The 21,249-nt window shown below is 63.1% G+C and carries 14 protein-coding genes; 8 read left to right on the top strand and 6 right to left on the bottom strand.

Translation table 11 applies throughout. The features are described from left to right. The first annotated feature begins 4 nt into the window (after window positions 1-4). Both C7451_RS09420 and C7451_RS09425 read left to right on the top strand, forming a co-directional pair. A complete protein-coding gene (locus C7451_RS09420; RefSeq protein WP_110298704.1) occupies window positions 5-3,202 on the top strand; it encodes an efflux RND transporter permease subunit in 3,198 nt (1,065 codons plus the stop codon). Continuing rightward, the gene (locus tag C7451_RS09425; RefSeq protein ID WP_110298705.1) at window positions 3,199-4,662 is read left to right on the top strand and encodes an efflux transporter outer membrane subunit; all 1,464 of its coding nucleotides are present in this window, start codon (window positions 3,199-3,201) and stop codon (window positions 4,660-4,662) included. The genes C7451_RS09420 and C7451_RS09425 overlap by 4 nt, the downstream gene beginning before the upstream one ends. On the opposite strand, the gene C7451_RS09430 is transcribed toward C7451_RS09425, so the two are convergent. Continuing rightward, window positions 4,659-6,944 (bottom strand): coiled-coil domain-containing protein, encoded by a 2,286-nt coding sequence (locus C7451_RS09430; protein ID WP_146215333.1) that lies wholly within the window; start codon window positions 6,942-6,944, stop codon window positions 4,659-4,661. The two genes, C7451_RS09425 and C7451_RS09430, sit on opposite strands and share 4 nt — an antisense overlap. 152 nt (window positions 6,945-7,096) lie before the next feature. Between C7451_RS09430 and C7451_RS09435 the strand changes: the two genes are divergently transcribed. From C7451_RS09435 to C7451_RS09450, 4 genes are all read left to right on the top strand, one after another. After that, entirely contained in the window at window positions 7,097-7,414 is a 318-nt protein-coding gene (locus tag C7451_RS09435) for an Hpt domain-containing protein (RefSeq protein ID WP_110298707.1), read from the top strand. A gap of 95 nt (window positions 7,415-7,509) precedes the next feature. Continuing rightward, on the top strand, window positions 7,510-8,709 hold the full coding sequence (locus tag C7451_RS09440; protein ID WP_110298708.1) for a hypothetical protein: 1,200 nt from the start codon (window positions 7,510-7,512) through the stop codon (window positions 8,707-8,709). An 84-nt stretch (window positions 8,710-8,793) separates the two neighbouring features. Further along, on the top strand, window positions 8,794-9,771 hold the full coding sequence (locus C7451_RS09445; protein ID WP_146215334.1) for a hypothetical protein: 978 nt from the start codon (window positions 8,794-8,796) through the stop codon (window positions 9,769-9,771). Next, window positions 9,768-11,141, top strand: coding sequence for a sensor histidine kinase (locus tag C7451_RS09450; protein WP_244181760.1), 1,374 nt, complete (start codon window positions 9,768-9,770; stop codon window positions 11,139-11,141). Before C7451_RS09445 ends, C7451_RS09450 begins: the two co-directional genes overlap by 4 nt. Before the next feature lie 27 nt (window positions 11,142-11,168). Here C7451_RS09450 and C7451_RS09455 read toward each other — a convergent pair whose 3' ends face one another. Next, window positions 11,169-11,621, bottom strand: coding sequence for a hypothetical protein (locus C7451_RS09455; RefSeq protein ID WP_110298710.1), 453 nt, complete (start codon window positions 11,619-11,621; stop codon window positions 11,169-11,171). A 198-nt stretch (window positions 11,622-11,819) separates the two neighbouring features. On the opposite strand from C7451_RS09455, the gene uvrA reads away from it, so the two are divergent. Both uvrA and C7451_RS09465 read left to right on the top strand, forming a co-directional pair. Continuing rightward, entirely contained in the window at window positions 11,820-14,753 is a 2,934-nt protein-coding gene (gene uvrA / locus C7451_RS09460) for an excinuclease ABC subunit UvrA (protein WP_110298711.1), read from the top strand. Window positions 14,754-15,004: 251 nt separating this feature from the next. Continuing rightward, window positions 15,005-15,433, top strand: a complete 429-nt coding sequence (locus C7451_RS09465) for a hypothetical protein (protein ID WP_110298712.1) — start codon at window positions 15,005-15,007, stop codon at window positions 15,431-15,433. Window positions 15,434-15,443: 10 nt separating this feature from the next. On the opposite strand, the gene C7451_RS09470 is transcribed toward C7451_RS09465, so the two are convergent. From C7451_RS09470 to C7451_RS09485, 4 genes are all read right to left on the bottom strand, one after another. Then, the gene (locus C7451_RS09470) at window positions 15,444-16,343 is read right to left on the bottom strand and encodes a hydrogen peroxide-inducible genes activator (protein WP_244181762.1); all 900 of its coding nucleotides are present in this window, start codon (window positions 16,341-16,343) and stop codon (window positions 15,444-15,446) included. A gap of 415 nt (window positions 16,344-16,758) precedes the next feature. After that, on the bottom strand, window positions 16,759-18,237 hold the full coding sequence (locus C7451_RS09475; protein ID WP_208625178.1) for a TolC family protein: 1,479 nt from the start codon (window positions 18,235-18,237) through the stop codon (window positions 16,759-16,761). Further along, window positions 18,237-19,352: an efflux RND transporter periplasmic adaptor subunit gene (locus tag C7451_RS09480; RefSeq protein ID WP_110298715.1), complete on the bottom strand. Its 1,116-nt coding sequence runs from the start codon at window positions 19,350-19,352 to the stop codon at window positions 18,237-18,239. Before C7451_RS09480 ends, C7451_RS09475 begins: the two co-directional genes overlap by 1 nt. Then, window positions 19,339-21,063 (bottom strand): ABC transporter transmembrane domain-containing protein, encoded by a 1,725-nt coding sequence (locus C7451_RS09485; protein WP_244181764.1) that lies wholly within the window; start codon window positions 21,061-21,063, stop codon window positions 19,339-19,341. The genes C7451_RS09480 and C7451_RS09485 overlap by 14 nt, the downstream gene beginning before the upstream one ends. Between the last annotated feature and the right edge of the window lie 186 nt (window positions 21,064-21,249).

Below are 21,249 nucleotides of genomic sequence, written 5' to 3' on the forward strand. Positions count from 1 at the left end.
TCCGATGCGCATTGCCCATTTCTGCATCGACCGCCCGATCTTCGCGGCGGTCCTCTCGATCCTGATCGTCATCTTCGGCGTGGTGGCCTATCCCACCCTGCCCGTATCGCAATATCCCGAGATTGCACCGCCCACGGTCGTGGTCAGTGCGAGTTACCCCGGCGCGAGCGCGGAAACCATCGCTGATGTTGTTGCCGCGCCGCTTGAGGAATCGATCAACGGCGTCGAGGACATGCTCTACATGTCCTCGTCATCAACCGGCGACGGCAATCTGGCGATCACGGTCACCTTCGCCCAGGGCACCGATGTCGACCAGGCACAGGTGCTGGTCCAGAACCGTGTCAGCACGGCAGAGCCTCGCCTGCCCCAGGAAGTGCGCCAGATCGGCGTCACCGTGCGCAAGAATTCTCCCGACCTTCTGCTGGTGGCCAATTTCTATTCGCCCGATGGATCGCTGAGCCAGCCCTATATCTCGAATTATGCGACGCTGCAGATCATCGACCGCATCTCGCGCATCGATGGCATCGGCTCGGCACGCCTTTTCGGCGGGCGCGACTATAACATGCGCGTCTGGATCGATCCGGAACTGGCGGCGACGCGCAACCTGACCGTCGACGAAATCGTGAACGAGATCCGTGCCCAGAATGCGCAGGTTTCCGCAGGTTCCATCGGCCAGCCCCCCTTCAACAGCGGCGGCACGGCCTTCCAGCTGGGGGTGCAGACCCAGGGCCGGCTGAGCACGCCGGAGGAGTTCGGCCAGATCGTGATCAAGCGTGATGGTCTGGCATTGACCCGCCTTGCAGACGTCGCACGGATCGAACTGGGAGCCCAGGACTACAGCATCAATGCCTTTGCCAGCGGCAAGCCCACGGTCGCGCTGGCGATCTCGCAGCTACCCGGCTCCAATGCGCTCACGGTCGCCAAGGCCGTCGAGGACGAACTCAAGCGCGCGGAAGAAAACTTCCCGCCCGGCATGGCCTACAGCATACCCTATAACCCGACCAGCTATGTCGAGGCGTCGATCGCAGCGGTTCAGGACACGCTGGTCGAAGCGATCATTCTCGTCGCCATCGTGGTTCTGCTGTTCCTGCAGAGCTGGCGCGCGGCGATCATTCCGATCGTGGCCATTCCGATCGCTCTTGCCGGAGCCATCGCCGTGCTTGCCGCGCTCGGTTTCTCGCTCAACAGCCTCTCGCTGTTCGGCATGGTTCTGGCCATCGGCATCGTGGTTGATGACGCCATCGTCGTGGTCGAGAATGTCGAACGCCTGATGGAAGAGGAAGGACTGAGTCCCCTCGACGCTGCGCACAAGACGATGGACGAAGTCTCCGGCGCCCTGATCGCCATTGCTCTCGTGCTGTGCGGCGTGTTCATTCCGACCGCATTCATTCCCGGCATTTCGGGCGCGTTCTATCAGCAGTTCGCAGTGACGATTGCTGGCGCGACGGCAGTGTCTGCCTTCGTGTCGCTGACCCTCTCGCCAGCCCTTGCGGCCCTGCTGCTGCGTCCGCGCAGTCATGACGAAGAGGATGTTCCGGCTGGATGGCGCGGCTGGGGCACGCGCTTCGCACGCGGTTTCAACCGGGCCTTTGCCAGGCTGTCCGAACGCTATGGCCGCCTGACCGCGCGGACAATCCGCAGCCTGATGTTCATGGGTGTTGCATATCTGGCGCTGATTGCGGTGGCAGGATGGCGGTTCGCCGCGACGCCTGCCGGGTTCATTCCTGCACAGGATCAGGGCTATCTTATCGGCGTGGTCCAGATGCCGCCAGGTGCATCCCTGCAGCGCACGACCGCGACGCTGGAAGAAGCGCAGGCGATCGCGCTCAAGAACCCGAACGTCATCAGCACCATCGCCTTTGCCGGCTTTGACGGCGCGACCTTCACCAATGCGCCCAATGCCGGTGCCATCTTCATCACGTTGAAGCCAGCGGGCACCCGTATCGGTGCGACCGAACTGGCGGGCGAGCTTTTCGGTGCGATGGCACGGATCACGGCCGGCAATGTCCTTGTCATTGCCCCGCCACCGGTCTCCGGCCTCGGCACGGGTGGCGGCTTCAAGATGATCATCGAGGATCGCGGCAATGCCGGGCTTCAGGCGCTGGAAGGCGCAGCCTTCGCGATGATGGGAGGTGCCAATCAGACCGAGGGAATTGCAGGAGCCTTCACCACGTTCAACACCCGAACCCCGCGGCTGTTCGCCGATATCGACCGGGCGCGCGCCGAGCAGCTTGGTGTGCCGGTGGAGAACATCTTCTCGACGCTCGGCACGTATCTCGGCTCCAGCTATATCAACGACTTCAACTTTCTGGGCCGAACCTTCCGCGTTACCGCCCAGGCCGATGCACCCTATCGCGATGATGTGTCCGATATCGGGCGGCTGCGCACGCGGTCCTCGACCGGTCAGATGGTGCCGCTTGATGCGGTCATGAGCCTGCGCAACGACTCCGGTGCGTATCGCGTGGTCCGGTACAATCTCTATCGCGCTGCGGAACTGCAGGGCGATACGCTGCCCGGCTATTCGAGCGGCCAGTCGCTTGATGCCATGGAAAAGCTGGCCCAGAAGGTGCTGCCTCAGGGCTTCGACTATGAATGGACGGAAATCGCCTATCAGCAGCGTGCTGCCGGCAGCACCGGCACCCTCGTCTTCGCGCTCGGCGTCATCTTCGTCTTCCTGCTGCTCGCCGCGCAATATGAAAGCCTGGTGCTGCCGCTGGCAGTGATCCTGATCGTGCCGATGTGCCTGCTGGCCGCCATTCTGGGCGTGAACCTGATGGGGCGCGACAACAACATCCTGACGCAGATCGGGCTGGTCGTGCTGATCGGTCTGGCGGCGAAGAACGCGATCCTGATCGTCGAGTTCGCCAAGCATAACGAGGATCATGGCCAGTCGGTGCTCGAGGCGGCGCGCCATGCCGCTGCCCAGCGCCTCCGCCCGATCCTGATGACGTCGCTCGCGTTCATCCTGGGCGTGCTGCCACTGGTGATCTCGTCCGGTCCAGGCGCGGAAATGCGTCAGGCGCTCGGCATTGCCGTGTTCTTCGGCATGATCGGGGTGACCATTTTCGGCCTGCTGTTCACGCCCGCCTTCTACGTGATGGTCCGGACGCTGGAAGAGCGAGTCAAGGCCTGGTCCCACAGCCGCCGGAAGGATGATTCGCAAACCCCCGCCCAGCCAGCCCTGGAGGGCAATCAGCCATGACCATCAAGCTCCGCCTTCTTGGCACTGTTGCACTCAGCGCTTCGCTCGCTTCCTGCACCGTCGGGCCGGATTTCGAACGCCCTGCCACTCCGGCGACTGCGGCACAGGGCTTTGCCGAAGGCGCCGATGCGCGCTTTGCGGCGAGCCCGCTGCCCGAGGGTTGGTGGCGCCTGTTCGAAGATCCTGCGCTCGATGCGCTGGTGACAAAGGCGCTCGAACGCAACACGACGGTGCGCGAGGCCAGCGCCAACCTGCGTCAGTCCCGTGCGTTGATCCGCGAGGCCAAGGCACGGCAGTTGCCCAGTCTCAACGCGCAAGGCTCGGCCAATACCAATCAGGTGGGTGTCGGCGCCAATGCAGGTGTCGGCTTTGCCCCTCCGCAGCCGCTCTCCTTCGATTTCTATCAGCTGGCGAGCGATGCCTCATACGAGATCGATCTGTTTGGCGGGATTCGGCGATCGGTCGAGGCCACGCGCGGCGATGCGCTGGCAGCTCAGGCCGAGCTCGATGCCGCGCGGGTCAGCGTGGCAGCAGAAGTGGCACGCAACTATGCGCTGGCGTGTTCCAGCCGGTTGCAGGCCAATATTGCCCGTGAATCGCTTGAGACGCAAAAACGCACACTGGACCTGACCCAGCGCCTGTTCACCGCCGGGCGAGGCCAGCGCCGAGACGTGGCCAATGCCGAGCTGCTGGTGGCGCAGGCTCAGGCGCAGGTGCCGCAATTCGAGGCAGAGCAGCGCGCGGCGCTTTATGCCCTGGCCACGCTCACGGGTGACACGCCTTCCAGCATCGATGCAGCCGCAGCCGCCTGCACCACGCCGCCCAGGGTCCGCACCGCGATCCCTGTTGGCGATGGCGCAGCGCTGCTCGCCCGCCGACCGGATGTGCGCGCCGCCGAAGCCAGGCTGGCCGCTGACACGGCCCGGATCGGAGTTGCGACGGCAGCGCTCTATCCATCGATCAGCCTCGCCGGCTCGCTATCCATCGGTGGAACTACCCCGAATGCACTGACCGAATCGAACAATATCGGCTTTTCCATCGGGCCGCTGATCTCCTGGTCTTTGCCGATCGACGGGGCCGCACGTGCGCGCGTCAACGCTGCATCGGCGCAGGCTGATGCCCGTCTGGCCGCGTTCGATGGCGCCGTGCTGACGGCCCTGCAGGAAACCGAGCAGGCCCTCGCACGGTTGAAGGCAGCGATCGAGCAGGAAGCAGCACTCCAGGCGGCGGCCAATTCGGCCGAAGAGGTAGCTCGCATCACCCGTATCCGCTTTCGCGCGGGCCGGGACAATGCCCTGCAGCTGCTGGAAGTCGAGCGCAATCTGCTGAGCGCGCGAGCTGCCAGCGGATCGGCGATGGCGACGCGGGCAGAGGCTGAGGTGTCGCTTTTCCGAGCATTGGGGGGCGGCTGGGAAAATGCCCCACCCGTCCAGGAGGTCAGCGCCACGAAGCGCGATTAGTTTCTCAGTCGCTCGATGGCCTGTGCGAGCGCGACATAGAGTTTGCCGGTTTCCGATGACAGCAGGGTGACCCCCATCACCCCGCCGTCGCGGGTAGACAGCACAGTGCGCAGCATGCTTTCGAAATCGTGGATATACCGGTTGACCAGCTCGAAGAACTCGGGGTCGTTCTCATAGGCGGACACGATATCCTTCGCTTCGCCACTGTCGATCAGGCGAACCGCGCGCCGCGTGAACACGCCGCGATCGCCCCTCAGATAGGCGGACCAGGCGGTATCGCTGACCTCGGCGGACAGTATCTTGTCGACGTCGATCGCGGAGGAGTTGAGCGATTCGGTCAGCAGCGCCAGCCGCCGGGCAAAATCATTGTCCGTCCGCTCTTCGGCCATCTCGCGGGCTTCAGCCACGCGCCGCTCGAGATGGGTGGCAAGATCATCAACGCGCGCAAGCTGATCCTTGAGGTGCAGGCTTGCCTCGCTGGTCGCCCCGACGGCACGACTGATGGCGCCTTCAAGCTTGCCGACAAGTTCCTCCGCCTTGCCGCGAAGCACCTTCTCGAGCGCGGCTGCACTGTCCTGGCCCAGCTTGTCGGTCGCGCCCCCAATTGCCCGGTCCATTGCCCGGCGTGCCTCATCGGCTGCAGCCTGCGCTTCGCGATGCACGTCGCGCATCGTCTCCACCAGCTTGATGGCCGATGTCTGGTTGATGTCATCGATATCGTCACGAGCCGCGCGCATTGCGGCGATCAGTGCCCCGATATCCTCCGTGCGCTCGCGCCAGCCCGCGTCGCTCGCTTCGGAAAGGCGCCCGACCTCGACCGCCTGTTCGGCAATGCGCTGTTCGAAACTGCCCAGCACCGAGCCCAGACGGATCATCTGGTCGTCGACTTCGCCGACACCCGCGCGCAGGGTGGCGACACTCTCCGAGCTTGCGCCGGTCTTGCGGTCCAGTTCGATCAGCGCCTCCGGGATCGCGTCGCTGGCCTGACGCTGGATATGTTCGAGCGACGCCCTGACACGATCCGCCTTGGCATCGAATATCTCGGCATGCCCGCTACCTGCTGCAAGCTTCTCGGTCAGCGCCGCCACATTGCTGTCGAGCGCAGACAGCGCAAAAGCAAGCCGTCCAAGCGAATCGCTGCTTTGTTTGTCCATCGCCTGCAGCCTGCGCTCCGCATCGCTGATCTGGGCGTCTGCAGCCGCTATGATCTGGCGGATCGTCGCTTCGCTCTCGCCAGCGGATGTCGCCAGCGTCGTGAGGGTCAGGCCGAGATCGTCTACCGCAGCGCGCATATCCTGTCGGCTGTGTGTCGCGCGGCTGGCCATGGCATCGGCCATCTGCGCGAGAGACTGGTCCAGTTCGGCCACCTGCATCTGAAGCTCTGCGATCTGCGCCTCGGCGGTCTTGTCCAGATTGCTGCGCGCATTGGCGAGGCGGCTGGCCACGGTTTCGATCGCCCGGTCCATCTGTTCGCTGGCTTCGGTGACATGATGGGTCAGCGCGGCCCCGCTTGTCTCCACCGACTCGCCAAGGCGGGTAGTGGCTGCATCCGATTCCTGAACCAGAGTGGCTATCTGCGCACTGGCAGCCTGACCGAAGGCGTTGAGCTTCTGAAAGGCTCCGACCAGATTTTCGACCTGACTCTGTGCCGTACGCCCCGCATTGCCGATCTGGTTAGTCACGTCCTTCGCAGAATTGGCGATGACGGGCAGATGATTGCGCAGCTTGTCCATATTGCCGGAAGCAGCGGCGCTGACCTCGCCGATCGCACGCATCCCGGTGTCGCTGGCCTCGATCGTGGCGCGCAATTCGTCCGCAAATCCGCGAAGACGGTCGCTCGATACGCGGCCGAGCGATTCGAGTTCGAGGCTCTGGTTGGCCAGGAATTCGCGCGCGAGCGACAGTTCGGCGTTCACATGCGCCAGCCGCGTCTCGAGCATGGCACTTTCCGCCCGCAGCGAGCCGGCGATCCGGCCAAATCGACGCGCCTCGCTGCTGCTGTTGCGCTGGATGACCAGATAGAGAACCGCGATCAGGACGACCGGCGTTGCCCATTGCACAATGGCCTGGACGGCAAGTACCGGGGTCATCATGCCCTGCCAGAGGGGCAAGGATGCCCAGATATAGGCTCCGGTCCAGGCAAGACCTGCTGCAATTGCAGCCCAGCCGCCAGGCCCGATCGATGAGCCGATAACGGGAGCCACCTCGTCATCCGCCCAGGGCCCTCGCGAATCAGAGGGCGCATCGACAGACACCTGCTCCGGAGAGGCGGGTGCCGCCATGTCCGGTGAAACATCCTGCGTTCCAGGCTGTTCGTCGCTGCGACCATGCCGCAGGTCTATGATTTTCTTCCCCTCGCCCATGCCAACATACTTAACAGATTTTGCGGGGCCAGAAACCGAAAGTTAAGACGGCTCGTCTATTCGGATGGACCATGGCCTATGAATCCGGAGCATTGAACGCAGCGCTGTCTGCAGCGGTTGGCAACGATCCCGATCTCGTCGCGGAATTGCGCGGCGCCTTTCTTGAAAGCGCTGCCCGCCAGATCGATCTCCTGGGCCGCGCACGCTGCGACGCAAACTGGCACTTCGCCGCGCTTCGGCTCAAGAGCCTTGCAGCAAGCTTCAGCGTTCAGGGCATCGTCGATCTTGCAGACCAGGCGCTGGAAGGAGCCCCAGGTGATCCGGTCGTGCTTCGGGAACTGGCACATGCCATGCGCGACTTCGGCGACATGAACGGCCCGACGCCTTGACGTGACACGCGCCGACCGACTTGCCCCTCCCGCGGTTGGCATTGTGACAGCTTGCCGATAAGACAGCCGCTCCCGACCAACTGGAGCCACAATCCGTGCGCGCTGCGCTCATCTCGCTGATCGAAACCGTGCCCGGCAGCACTATGCTGCGCGGCGCTCTCCCCCTTGCGCAGGGGCGGCTGGCGATGCTGCATGTCGATCTGGCGGTCGATGCTGGCGCGGGCGAAATCCTGTGCCTGATCGGCACGGTCGATGAGACCGTTCGCGAGATCGAGGCTTATGCGGCAAGGCGCGGCGTCGCCTTTCATCTTGTCCGTTCGGTCGCGGATATCAGCGTGCGCCTGGCAAGCGAGGACGAATTGCTGGTGATCGCCGAAGGCCTGTATGTTGCCCCGGCGGATATGCACCTGCTGGCCCGCGAAACGGGAACATTCGTTGCCACCTTTGCCCCGGGCGATGGCGCCCGCGTGCTCGTCGAACGCTTCGAACGGATCGATATCAATCACATATGGGCAGGTCTTGCCTGCGTGCGCGCGCGCGATCTGGTGGAAGCACGTGATCTTCCCGAGGACTGGAACGTGCAGTCGGCGCTGCTTCGTCTGGCGGTGCAGCGGGGGTATCGAAGGAATGTGCTGGCCTTTGCCCAGGCCGAAGCCGGCAGGATCGCGATTGTACGCGACAATCGCGAGGCGGAGGCACTTGCCTTGCAGGAACTGGCGGGATCGGCCGGCGCGCTGGGAGCAAGGATCGTTCAGACCCGCGCCTTTTCGGCGATTGCCAAACGTGCCTGGTCTGCCCGCTGGGCGCGGCCGGCCTTGCGGGTCTCGGCCATCGCGCTGCCAGCGCTGGCAGCAGGGGCCGCCGTCTCGGGCTGGAGCCTTGCCGCCCTGCCCCTGCTGATCATCGGACGAATGGCTGGACATGCAGCCAATCGACTGTACGGCCGCTTTGTGGGCGATCTGACACGCCCGATCGAGCAGGTTGTGCGCAATCTGGCATTCGCTCTGGCATTTCTCGTGCTGACCGTCACCAGCGTGGCTGCGTCGGACCGGCTGGCCGGATTGTTCGCAGCTCTGATGCTGCCAGCGCTTGCGGTCGTTCTGAGCCGGACTGACGGGCCACTGCCCCGATTTGCCCAGCGCCTGGCTGGTTCGCCGAGCCTCGTTGCTGCGGCCGCGATGATTGCCCTGCCCCTCGGCAGCATCATGCCTCTGCTGATGCTGTGGAATCTGGGGCTGGTGGCGCTTCTGCTCTGGCAGACGCGCGACCGTGCGCTTGCCTCTCCGGCGGCCTGATCCCATATCCCCGGGGGAAGGCTGCACCTTTCAACTAACAGCATTTTAACCAGCCATTGGTAGGGCAAGGCGATGAAGAGCGACATGGCCCCCTCACGCCCGACCTTTCGGGACGTTGGCGCGCTTCTGCGCCAGGCCGATGCGCACGCGCGGCAAGCCATGGCAGTTGGCGCGCTGGTCCGGCAGCATCTTCTGCCCGACCAGGCTCAGCCTCTGCGCGAAGATGACCTCAGTCTCACCGGTGGTTTCGTCGAATCGCTGGCCTCGCGATTGACCGAGGCGCTGACCGGAGATGCAGGTCTGGCCAGCCAACTTGCCCGGAATGCCGTGCTGGCGCATGCGCCCACGACACGCTTGCTGCTGGCGCGCGCAATCGAGGTGCGGCTCAATCGGCAATCGGGGCTGATCGGCCTTCCGACACCGGAATTGCCGCCTCGCATCGAATCCCAGGTGGCAGACGCACAGGATGAGCTGTCCGAAGCTGCCATGGCGGTCATCATCGCGCAAAGCCGGTTTCTCAGCCGCGCGCAATCCTTCGCGATTGATATCGACGAGCTGCCGCCCGAGACCCTGCACGGGCTGGTGCGCCTGTGCGTTGCGTGGCTGCAGGATCAGGTTGGCGCCGATCCGCTCCTGCTGAACACCGCTGCAGATGCTCTGTTGCAGGCCTTTGACGAGCGCAGGACCAGACCCCATCGGCTGATGCGCTTCTGTCATCTGTTCGAGCTGCCCCGCACCAGCGCGGACTGGGCCTTGGCCGACACTGGCCCCAGCCTGACAATGGCCATGCTGGAACGCGCCGCCGGGCTCTCGGCGGATACGCTGTTCGACATGGTCCGTGACCCCGGTCTCGCAAGACTCGCCGTTGTGCTGCGCGCATGCGGTGTTGATGGAGACGTGACCGCCCGGCTGCTCGAGGGGGTTGCAGCGCTGGCATCGCTGCGCCCTGACGACCTCCCGCTCGCCGCAGACCTGCGCAGCATCACCGTCGAAAATGCAACGCGGCTGGTCGCTGGCTGGCGCAACATGGACCCGCTCGTTCCGCAGGGGGCCGGCTGGTGAAAGCGCATCGCCCGAAAGCTGAAACCGGATTTGCTCCGCCGCCTGCCGGAGCGCCCGACACCGCGCGCATCGACCGAGATGGACGCCTTGTCACAGCGGATGCACGCCTGGCCAGATTGCATGCCGGCCTGGGCGGCAGTGATGGCGACGTCCTGGCTGTGCCGGCTCTGCTCGATCTCGTTCGCAATGCCCTGCGCCTCGGCATGCGCCTCTCAAGGCCGATCACCGCGATTGGCGCCAGCGAGATTGTCGAATTCTGGTGCGATTGCGCTCCCGACGGTGCCGGAGCGGACCTCGTCCTTTCGCAATGGCGAGAACGGCCCCTGCCTGAAGCCGATCACGGCTGGCCATTCCAGAGCGCCGTTCCGCCGCTCGGAAATTCGATCCGCATTCGCGTCGATCCGCTGGGACGGATTCTGAACGTCGAATGCGAGCAACCGTTGCCGGCATTCTGGCAGCCGGAGCATTCGACACTGAAGTCTGTGGGATCGTTCCTTACGATCGAGGGTGGCGGCCCGCTGGTGTTGGCCGACTGCCACGACGGCGCCCTGCTGCGTCTGGCCGGTGACGAACGTCTTTGGACATTGCATCGCACCCGCGATCCTTCAGGCGCGGGCTGGAACCTGCTGGTGACCGAGGCGGCGGATGCTGAGGCCATGACCGCCCCCGAGCCGCCACCGCTGTTCGACAGCCAGCGCCTGGCGCACATGTTCGGCAGCCAGATCGGCCCTGCCCTGCGCCAGCCGATCGGCCGCATCATTGCCAATGCGGAAACCATCGGCGGGCGGCTCGAGGGGCCGCTCCGGGCCGATTACGCCAATTATGCTGGCGACATCGCATCAGCCGGGCGGCATCTGCTCGCACTGATCGATGATCTGGCGGACCTTGAGGCCATAGAGGCGAGCGGCTTCAGCGCCGCCCGCGAGCCGGTGGATCTCGCCGATCTTGCACGCCGCGCGGCAGGTCTGCTCGCGCTCAAGGCTGCAGACCGCGCGATAAGGGTCGATCGCCCTGCCGAGGACGAGGCCCTTCCGGCTGTTGGTGAATTCCGGCGCGTACTGCAGGTGCTGCTCAACCTGCTTGGCAATGCGATCAACTATGCGCCCGACGGCTCGATGATCTGGTTGAGACTCGACGAGGGACCCGACTGGGCCAGCGTGACCGTTGCCGATCAGGGACCGGGGCTGACGAGCGAACAGCAACAGAGGCTGTTCAACAAATGGGAACGGCTGGGTCGCAGCGGTGATGGAGGAAGCGGTCTGGGTCTCTACATTTCGCGCAGGCTGGCACTCGCGATGCAGGGCGACCTGACGGTCGAAAGCGCGCCCGGTCAGGGTGCGCGCTTCACGCTGACACTGCCGAAGGAATAGTCCGCCCGCCGTTGATACGAAACGATATTATTGCGGAACCACTGGTGCCTGTGCGCAGCGCTTGCGCTGCCCAGCGTTGCACGCGGCGACATCTGCTTCCCATTGCGCATGGATGGCATCGTACAGCTTCTTGACCTCGGCATATTCCGCTTCGGCCCGGTCACGTGATTCCACAGTGTTCTCGTACAGCTTCATCTGATTTTCATAGCTGGCGCGCCGCGCTTCGTAATTCGCGATATTGGCCGCATTCTGCGCGAGTTGCGCGTTCGACGCCTGCACCTGCGCGGCATTTGCAGCCTCGCGCTCCGCCTGCTCTTCGGGTGTGCTGGGCTTGAGGGTGACCGGGGACGGCTCCATGGAGCCGCTGTCCTGAGCCTCGGTGGCCGGAGGATTGGCCTGCTGCGCGGCAGCGGGCAGCGTGAAGGCAGATGTGGTCATCGCGATGGCCAAAGCGGCCGTGCCGACGAAACGGATGGTCATGCTCTTGTTTCCCTCAGAACAAAGTTGATCTCGACTATCATGGCTACGCCCTTCCCGCAAAGACGTTCCAGCAGATGCATTGGCCGCCCTTGCGGCAGAGCCCCACCTTTCCCATGTTCCTCGCGCGACCGAGGCACGCGCCGCAAGCCCGCATTCCCCCGCTTGCCAGCGGAACATCATTAGAACATAAGGCTGTTCATGCTCACACACATCTCCGTGCGCGGCGCGCGCGAACACAATCTCAAGGGCGTGGACATCGATCTGCCGCGTGATCAGCTGATCGTGATCACTGGCCTGTCGGGCAGCGGCAAATCCAGCCTGGCGTTCGACACCATCTATGCCGAGGGCCAGCGGCGCTATGTCGAATCGCTGTCGGCCTATGCGCGCCAGTTCCTTGAAATGATGCAGAAGCCCGATGTCGAGCATATCGACGGCCTCAGCCCGGCGATCAGCATCGAGCAGAAGACCACCAGCCGCAATCCGCGCTCGACCGTGGCGACCGTCACCGAGATCTACGATTACATGCGCCTGCTCTGGGCGCGTGTCGGCGTGCCCTATTCGCCCGCCACCGGCCTGCCGATTACCGCGCAGACCGTCAGCATGATGGTCGATCGGGTGATGGCGCTGCCCGAGGGCACGCGCTTCTACCTGCTCGCCCCCGTGGTGCGCGGCCGCAAGGGTGAATATCGCAAGGAACTCGCCGAGTGGCAGAAGGCGGGCTTCACCCGCGTGCGTATCGACGGCGAGATGTACGAGATCGACGCGGCGCCGGCGCTCGACAAGAAGTACAAGCATGACATCGAGGTCGTGATCGACCGCATGGCAGTACGTGAGGGAATCGAGACGCGCCTCGCCGACAGTTTCGAAACCGCGCTGAAACTGGCCGATGGCCTCGCTTATGTCGACCTGGCGGATGGGACGGTTGCGGCGCTGGGAGAAAAGGCCGCACAAGCCCCTGTCGATCCGCAAGCGAATGAGGGAGAAAAGCCGAAAAAGGGCATGAAGAATGCCGGCATCCCCGATAACCGCATCATCTTTTCCGAACGCTTCGCTTGTCCGGTTTCGGGCTTCACCATCGAGGCCATCGAACCGCGGCTGTTCTCGTTCAATGCACCGCAGGGCGCCTGCCCTGCCTGTGACGGCCTGGGCGAGAAAATGTATTTCGACCCGCAGCTGGTCGTGCCCAATGAGGAGTTGAGCCTCAAGAAGGGCGCAATCGTCCCCTGGGCCAAGTCCAACCCGCCCTCTCCTTATTACATGCAGGTACTCGCCAGCCTGGGCCGGGAATTCGGTTTTTCGCTCGATACGCCGTGGAAGGATCTGCCCGGCGAAGTGCGGCTGATCATATTGCACGGAACCGCGGGCAAGCCGGTGACGCTGCGCTTTCAGGACGGGCGCAGGAGCTATGAGGTCAAGAAGCCGTTCGAGGGCGTGATCGGCAACCTCAACCGCCGCATGCTGCAAACCGACAGCGCCTGGATGCGCGAGGAACTGGGCAAGTACCAGACCGCGCAGCCCTGCGAGGTCTGCGATGGCGCGCGCCTCAAGCCGGAAGCGCTTTCGGTCAAGGTGGCCGGTGAGGACATCTCGATCTCGACCCGGCGCTCGGTCGCCGATGCGCTGCATTTCTTTGAGACGCTCAACGACAAGCTGGGCCCGCAGCAGCAGCAGATTGCGAAGGCGATCCTCAAGGAAATCATCGAGCGGCTGGGGTTCCTGAACAATGTGGGGCTGGATTATCTCAATCTGGACCGCACCTCGGGGACGCTGTCCGGTGGTGAATCGCAACGCATCCGTCTTGCCAGCCAGATCGGCAGCGGCCTTTCGGGTGTGCTCTATGTGCTCGACGAACCCAGTATCGGCCTGCACCAGAAGGACAATGACCGGCTGCTGGTGACACTGAAACGCCTGCGCGACCTGGGCAATACAGTGATCGTCGTCGAGCATGACGAGGACGCGATCCGCACCGCCGACTATATCGTCGATCTCGGCCCCGGCGCGGGCGTGCATGGCGGCGAGGTGGTTGCGAAGGGCACTCTCGACGAACTGCTGCGCTCGAACGATTCGCTCACCGCGCAATATCTGACCGGCGAGCGTCGGATCGAGGTGCCGAAGAAACGCCGCAAGGGTAATGGCAAGAAGCTGACCGTGCATAATGCACGCGCCAACAATCTGACCGGGGTGACGGCATCGATTCCGCTCGGCACCTTCACCTGCATCACCGGCGTATCGGGGTCGGGCAAGTCAAGCTTCACCATCGATACCCTGTTTGCAGGCGCCGCTCGCGCGCTCAATGGAGCTCGGATCATCGCCGGACCGCATGACAAGATTACTGGCCTCGAACATTGCGACAAGGTGATCGATATCGACCAGTCGCCGATCGGTCGGACGCCCCGTTCGAATCCGGCGACCTATACCGGTGCGTTCACCAATATCCGCGACTGGTTCGCCGGGCTGCCCGAAAGCCTTGCGCGCGGATACAAGCCCGGGCGGTTCAGCTTCAACGTCAAGGGCGGGCGCTGCGAGAAGTGCCAGGGCGACGGCGTCATCAAGATCGAGATGCACTTCCTTCCCGATGTTTACGTCACCTGCGAGGAATGTGGGGGCAAGCGCTACAACCGCGAGACGCTGGAAGTGAAGTTCAAGGGTCATTCGATTGCTGACGTGCTCGACATGACCGTCGAGGATGCAGTCGAGTTCTTCAAGGCGGTGCCGCCGATCCGCGACAAGATGGCGATGCTCTGGGAAGTGGGCCTGGGCTATGTGAAGGTCGGCCAGCAGGCGACGACCCTCTCGGGCGGTGAAGCGCAACGCGTCAAGCTCGCAAAGGAACTGTCGCGCCGTTCGACCGGGCAGACGCTGTACATTCTCGACGAGCCGACGACCGGTCTGCATTTCGAGGACGTGCGCAAACTGCTCGAGGTGCTCCACCGGCTGGTCGATCAGGGCAACAGCGTGGTGGTGATCGAGCACGATCTCGACGTCATCAAGACCGCCGACTGGATTATCGACATGGGCCCCGAAGGGGGTGTGAAGGGCGGACAGGTAGTCGCCGAAGGTACGCCCGAGCAAGTGGCGAAGGTCGCCAAAAGCTATACCGGTCAGTATCTTGCACCGCTTCTGACGCGTTGATCCGGGGGTCGCGCAACAAAAAACCGCCTCGTGATTGCTCACGAGGCGGCCAAGGTTCAGGGAGGAGGTGCACAAGTGCACCTGTCGGAATGCGAAAGGGGGGGAAGCATCCCGACACGCATAATCTAGGGTAAAGAATGACCGAGTTCAATGCCTGCCAACGTAAAAATTGAAAGGCACAGAAAATTCTTGCTAATGCGATCCACTCGCAATACCCTCTCTCCATCGCTGCAGCAGAGCAGCAATCTGCGATGGAAGGATTGATCATGGGCTATTGGTGGCAGGATCTGCTGGATCAACCGGCTGAATTGGGTTCGGCTAGCCTGATCGAGGCGAAGCTGGTTGTGGCGCTGCGCATCGCCGTGTTCGCACACAAGGCTGGCACAAATCCTGCCCCGCACGTTGCGGCCCGTCTGGGCAGCCTCGCGCTATCCAACCAGCTTTCGCTGGTAGTCGAGGCCATCGGCCAGGCCTGGCCTGAACCCTTCTGCGTATCACGACCCTGCTGCGGAAGGCTCTCTCCTGACGAGTCCATGTTTGTCGGCATGGTTCGCAGTGCAATGCGTGGCAACAGAGCCTCGTTCGACCGTCAGACCCGCGAGATGCTGCCAGAAGACGCCCGCACCCTCATTTACAATCTCATGTGGCAAATGGCGCGAATGGTTCCGGCAGAAGCCTGAGACGAGCCTTCTAGGCTGTTTCGTTGACATAGGCGCGGATGAACTCGGCAATGGCGTGAAAACCGTCGCTGAACGCTGCGCCCGTCCGCCACAGGGCGGCAATCGACCGGCGCGCGTTCCAGCCTGCAATATCCAGCGTGGCCACGACTTCGGCCGCCTGCGTTTCCGCCGCCATGTAGCGCTCCGGCAACAGGGCCAGGCCAATGCCGGAACCGACCATCTGACGGATGCTGTCGAGGCTGGTACCTTCATAGTCGTGCATGATATGTGCGCCCAGCTGCTCGCATATATCGCGCGTCTGGCGGTGAAAATGGTGCCGCCGGTCCAGGGTGAGAAACCCCTCGCCCTTCAGTTCACTGGCAGGAATGTCTTTCTGACCAGCCAGTCGGTGGTCGGGCGGTGCGATGACGAACATCCGCTCGCTGAACAGCGGTTCCACGACGATGCCGGTTGCATCGACCGGCATGGGACACAGCATCATGTCGAGTTCGCCCCGCATTACCTGACGCACCTGGTCATCGGGAATGCCTTCGCGGATGTGCAGGCGGAGGTCGGGCTGTTCCCGGTGGAGCCCCGCAACGATGGCGGGCATCAGATAGGGGCCCAGGGTCGGGGTCACGCCAAAGCGCAGCGTTCCGCCGATCCCCTTGCCTGCACGCCTTGCAAGATCGGAAAGATCGCGGACCTGCACCAATATGCCACGTGCGCGCGCAGCAATATCCCGCCCCAGGGGCGTGAGCTGCACATCCTGTCCGCTGCGATCGATCAGCGAAGCCCCCAGCCTTGCCTCCAGGGTCCGCAACTGCTGACTGAGTGTCGGTTGAGACACATGCACGGCAAACGCGGCGCGGCCGAAATGACGGTGATCGTCGAGCGCGACGAGATACTGCAACTGACGAAGGCTGGGCACGGCATATCCCCTGTCTGATAGAAGCTATCTATCGGTCCATCGCCGGTCTTTCAAATGGAAACAATGATACCTTGTGCCATATACGGATCACAACAAGCAGGAGAGCAACCCCTCCCCGAACCGCTCGATAAACCTGCTTGAAAGATGCCGCGGCTTGAACGGACACCCCAAAGCTGCGGACAGGGTGGCGCATCGGTCCGCCGAGGTCGCAGCTTAGCCTCCGATGCGCCACCCGCCTATCTCTGCCCGAATACCAGAATGATCCTGTCCCGCTGCGGTCGGCAAACCGCAGCGGGATTTTTCTCGTTTTGCAATACTGTCGGCTGGGGCGTTTTCATCATGAGCGAAACACCCCAGGCTGCCTGTTGCCGCATTTTCCAAGGCGCTGACCGCCAACGGTCAGTTTGAAAATGCTCTAGGGCTGCAGACTTTCGGCAAACGTATCGCCCAGTTGCAAGGCATCGAGATCGGCCGCAACAGCCACGAGATCGGCACGTGCCTGTGCCAGGCGGAATTCGGCATCCAGCCTGCGAATGGAAGCATTGGCTGCAGCGTCCTCGCGCAGGTTGACAAGGAAGAAGTCGCTGGCGCCGGCCTGAAACAGGCGCCGCTCGCCGGCAGCCAGCTTTTCGGCCTGAACCTCCTCGTCCCTTGCCAGAACAGCCAACCGTTCCGCCGCTGTGAGGTTGGTCGAGAGCTGGGCGATCTCGGCGATGATCTGCTCCTCGCTCTGGCGCCGTTTCCATTCGAGCGCATTGATGCTGGCTTCAGCTGCAGCAACATTGCCTTTCGCGGCACGATTCTGCAGCGGCATGGAAAAGGTGAAGCCGACAACGGCCTCGAACGGGTCGCGCGACCGTCCGCCAAGTCCCTGTTCCCCGAAATCCTTGCCCGCTTCGGCAAACAGCCGCAACGACGGCAGCAGCTTGTTCTGCTCTAGCTCAAGCTTTGCCTCGCCCTGCTCCAGGCGCTGCTCGATCAACTTGATATCGGGCCGTCGAGCCAGGATGGCCGCAGGGTCCGTCTCCCGCATGGCGCGAACCATGGGCAGCGATGTCGGAAGGTCAGCGGGAGTTGCGACCAGCGGGCGCCCGTCATCGTCACGCCAGAACAGGGACAGCCGCTGCGCCGCATTGGCCAGATCGCGCTGTGCGGCCACCAGCAGCGACTGGCGGCGCAACAGGTTCTGTTCGTTCTCGGTCAGCAGGATGGCTGCGCGAGCCCCCAGTTGCACCTGACGGCGGATACCCTCCTGACGATCCTGTGCCAGGTTGACCAACGACGTATAGACACGGACCTGCTGGCCCGCCGCTACCCACTGGCCATAGGCCTGGATGGCCCGCTGCTGCACCCCGATCGCAATGAGCAACGCATCGAGCCCGGCAATGTCACGCTCGATCAGCGCGTTGCGCTGACCGAAACGGCGATCGTCGATATAGCGGTCGCGCAGAAGCGCGAATACGCCCCGCACCTTCAGTTCACCCAACCGATCGGTGAAGCTATAATCCTCGTAGACGGGAAAATCCCCGCGCGAGACGCGATAGCTCGCCTCCAGCTGTCCGCCATTGTTGGTCAGCGGCTGGATGGCCTTGCCCTGGACATAGGTGCCATCATAGAAGCCCGCGACGCGGGAGAAACCCTCGCCGGTGAAGAGCAGGTCGAACGCGCCCTCGCTTGCCAACACCCGCCCGTCGGCGGCACGGGTATTGGCCAGAGCCTCCAGGATCGTCGGCGCAAACCTGCGCGACGACGCCAGAACCTCCGACAGCTGCAATCCACGCGAGGAAGGCACCTGCTCCGGCGCGACCACGGGCGCTGGCAGCGGCTGCGCAAGGGCAGGCGTGGCGAGCAGCGCGAAGCCCGCCAAGCCCGCCAGCCAGACGGTCTTGGGCATCATTTCTTCCCCGACGAACTGCTGGACGAGGAGGAGGACGACGACGAGGAAGATGATGACGAGGACATCTTTCCGCCGGTCTGAGTCATCCCCGTTCCGTTCTGTTCGGTCAGAGCCGGATTCTGCAGCGGGAAATCGTTGAGCTGGCGCCACAGCTCGAAGCCGACCGAAACCTGCTCCATCGCAACCCAGCCGCGAACATTGGCACCAAGACGGACATACGGTTCGCCCGGCCAGCGGGCCTTGCCCTTTGCCTCACGCACAAGAACTCGGAAAAGGCCGTTCTGCGACGCTGCGAGGTCGACCTGCTGGACTTCGCCGTCAAACAGACCGACAGCGACAGATGGCCAGCCAGAGAACTGGATTGCGGGCCATCCCTCGAACTCCAGCCGCACCTGCTGACCTTTCTTGATCAACGGTGCGTCGCGGCCATCGACATAGATTTCGACGATACGCTGCGCCTCGACCGGAGCAAAGGTAGCCAGCACATCACCCTGCGACACCATGGTGGCCTTGTCGCCTCCGCTGATGCGCTGAATGACGCCGTCACGCGGAGCGCGGACGAGCTGCAGCGACTGGCGTGCCAGGTTGATGTCGATATTGGTGATCGCGGCCTGCGCCTCGGCCAGCTTGGCCTCCATTTCGGCGACCTTGATCCGGGCCAGCTCGTTCTCGCGCCGCGACGCCAAACCTTCACTGAACAGCGTTCCGGTACGCCCGACATCGAGCCGTGCCGTGCTCAGCGCACTGGCGGCCGCAGCCGCCTTTGCCTCGGCAAGACTGCGCTCGACGCGCAACCGTTGCAGCAGCATGGGATCGTTGTCGGAAATCTGGACGATCGGATCACCTTCCCTGACGATGGCGCCATCCTGAACATACCAGCGTTCGATGCGACCCGAAACGAGCGCTGTCACATTCTGCAAACGGTCCTGCGGATTGAGCGCGATGACCTGTCCGGCACCTGCAGCCGTCTGAATCCACGGAACATAGACCATGAACAGGGTAGCGGTGACCAGAGTGATCAGGATCATCCAGCCGATGGCGCGCAGCGGACGGGGAGGCTGCTGCGCCGAAAGCGTGCGGAAGCGGTCCAGGGCGCGATCACGCGTTGCCATGCGCGGCCTCCTCTGCCTTGGTGTCGACAATCTGCAGGAACTCGTCGGGATCTTCCATGATCCGCTGTCCGTCCTCACCAAGCCACAAATAGCTGCACCCTTCGGTAACGGAGGGACGATAGCTGAACTGGATGATGGTCGACCCCTCTTTGCGCATGACGGCGCGGACGTCCCTGAGAATAGCCGGATCGATCATGTCAAACAATCCGGTCAGGATCAGCAGGCGCGGGCATTTCAGCATGGCCCCTGCCAGCTTCAGCCGCAGCGCCTCGGCATAGGAGAGCGGCCAGCCACTGGTCGAAAGCTGTGTGTCCAGCCCGTCGGGCAGACGCATGACGCGCTCTTCCAGCCTGACGAGAGACAAGGCCTTCAGCACGTCTCGCGACGTGGTTTCGGGACCGGCCAGGCGCAGATAATCGCGGATGCTCGCCTGAACGATCGTTGGACGGTCCAGGACGATGATCTCGCTGCGCAGGCGGAACATGTCGACCATCGCAATGTCCTGGCCTCCCAAGGTGACGACGCCGGTTTCGGGCGTCAGGTAACGTTTCATTGCATGGGTGAACAAGCGCTGTATCCCATGATTCTGGGCTTGCGCGATCAACTGGCTGCCTGCGGGAATGGAAATGTCGAGCGTGATGCCTGGCGCGGTGGCAGTGTGCGTAACCCGGCGCAGCACCAGATCGCTGCCGCTGATCGCGTCCTGACCCTCGCGCACCTCCTCTTCCTGCTCGATATGATAGATCAGGCCGATCTCCTCGGCGGCGGCAATCAGGTCACAGGTTGTATCGATATACACACCGATCTGGCCGAGACCGTAAAATGCAGCAGAAAGGATCAGCTCTGCCGCAACCAGCTGGCCAATCGAAAGCTCGCCCTGGATGACCAGCCAGCCGCCCAGTGCGAGCAGACCCGAGCTGGCCAGTGCATAGAGCAGCAGAAAGGCCACGGTCTGCGACATGGTATAGCGAAAATGCTTGGCCTTGGCGGCGATATAGGTGGCCGTCACGGCCTCCGAACCATCTAGCGCATAATCGACATGGCGACCTGATTTGTAGAAGCCATTCGACGCGCCGACATTTTCGAGCCATTTGGCGGCGTCATATTTGGCATGGCTGAGAGCGATGCCCGAGCGAATGGCTCCGCGGGTCCAGACCAGCAGGATGAGTGCCGCCAAGCCGATGACGATCAGGTTGAATGCCAGGAAGAAGGGATGATAGAAGGCCGTGACGGCAAACCCGACGGCGGATTGCAGGATGATGGTGAAGCCGCCAATTAAAAGGCTGGGCACGGCCTTCTGCACCGTGTTGACATCGAAATAGCGATTGAACAGGTCCTGCCGCTTGCTGTCCTCGAAAAACGGGTTGCGCGCATGGATCGAGCGGATGGTGATCTCCGCTACCTGACGCGAATAGAAGCGCCGCGCAAAAAGCTCCATCGTATAGATCCGCAAAGCCGATAGCAGTACCGCGATCAGCAGCAGGCCAAGCAGAGTCGCGGCCAGGGTAACCAGCGGTGTGACCAGAGCGGTATTGGCGACCGAATTGATCAGCATCTGCACCGAAATCGGCGTTGCCAGCGAAAGTACGGAAATCGCGACGCCGTAAACCAGCGCCAGAGCGATGAAATTGCGCTCGCCCTTCAAGAGGCCAAGCATCCAGCGAATAGCCTCGCGCGCGCCCATGATGTGGTGTTCGGAAGATGATGCCATGTGTTGCCTGCCCAAGAAACCAAGGTCGCCAGCGCACGAATTAGGCGACCCAGCCGATAAGCCCATTCGAAAGGGTCCAATCGGAGCGATTGAATTTTTCTATTGGGAACCCACCCCACCCGCAGGGTTTTCCATGATATATGTTAACCTGCCGATCTTCGAACGGTCCAGCGACGCGATTGATCC

Origin of the sequence: Blastomonas natatoria (assembly GCF_003201955.1) — a bacterium.
Taxonomy (GTDB): Bacteria; Pseudomonadota; Alphaproteobacteria; order Sphingomonadales; family Sphingomonadaceae; genus Blastomonas; species Blastomonas natatoria.

Coding starts and splice junctions, on each gene's coding strand:
- C7451_RS09420 (WP_110298704.1), top strand. CDS start 5: ATGCGCATTGCCCATTTCTGCATCGACCGCCCGATCTTCGCGGCGGTC.
- C7451_RS09425 (WP_110298705.1), top strand. CDS start 3,199: ATGACCATCAAGCTCCGCCTTCTTGGCACTGTTGCACTCAGCGCTTCG.
- C7451_RS09430 (WP_146215333.1), bottom strand. CDS start 6,944: ATGGCGGCACCCGCCTCTCCGGAGCAGGTGTCTGTCGATGCGCCCTCT.
- C7451_RS09435 (WP_110298707.1), top strand. CDS start 7,097: ATGGCCTATGAATCCGGAGCATTGAACGCAGCGCTGTCTGCAGCGGTT.
- C7451_RS09445 (WP_146215334.1), top strand. CDS start 8,794: ATGGCCCCCTCACGCCCGACCTTTCGGGACGTTGGCGCGCTTCTGCGC.
- C7451_RS09455 (WP_110298710.1), bottom strand. CDS start 11,621: ATGACCATCCGTTTCGTCGGCACGGCCGCTTTGGCCATCGCGATGACC.
- uvrA (WP_110298711.1), top strand. CDS start 11,820: ATGCTCACACACATCTCCGTGCGCGGCGCGCGCGAACACAATCTCAAG.
- C7451_RS09465 (WP_110298712.1), top strand. CDS start 15,005: ATGGAAGGATTGATCATGGGCTATTGGTGGCAGGATCTGCTGGATCAA.
- C7451_RS09475 (WP_208625178.1), bottom strand. CDS start 18,237: ATGCCCAAGACCGTCTGGCTGGCGGGCTTGGCGGGCTTCGCGCTGCTC.
- C7451_RS09480 (WP_110298715.1), bottom strand. CDS start 19,352: ATGGCAACGCGTGATCGCGCCCTGGACCGCTTCCGCACGCTTTCGGCG.
- C7451_RS09485 (WP_244181764.1), bottom strand. CDS start 21,063: ATGGCATCATCTTCCGAACACCACATCATGGGCGCGCGCGAGGCTATT.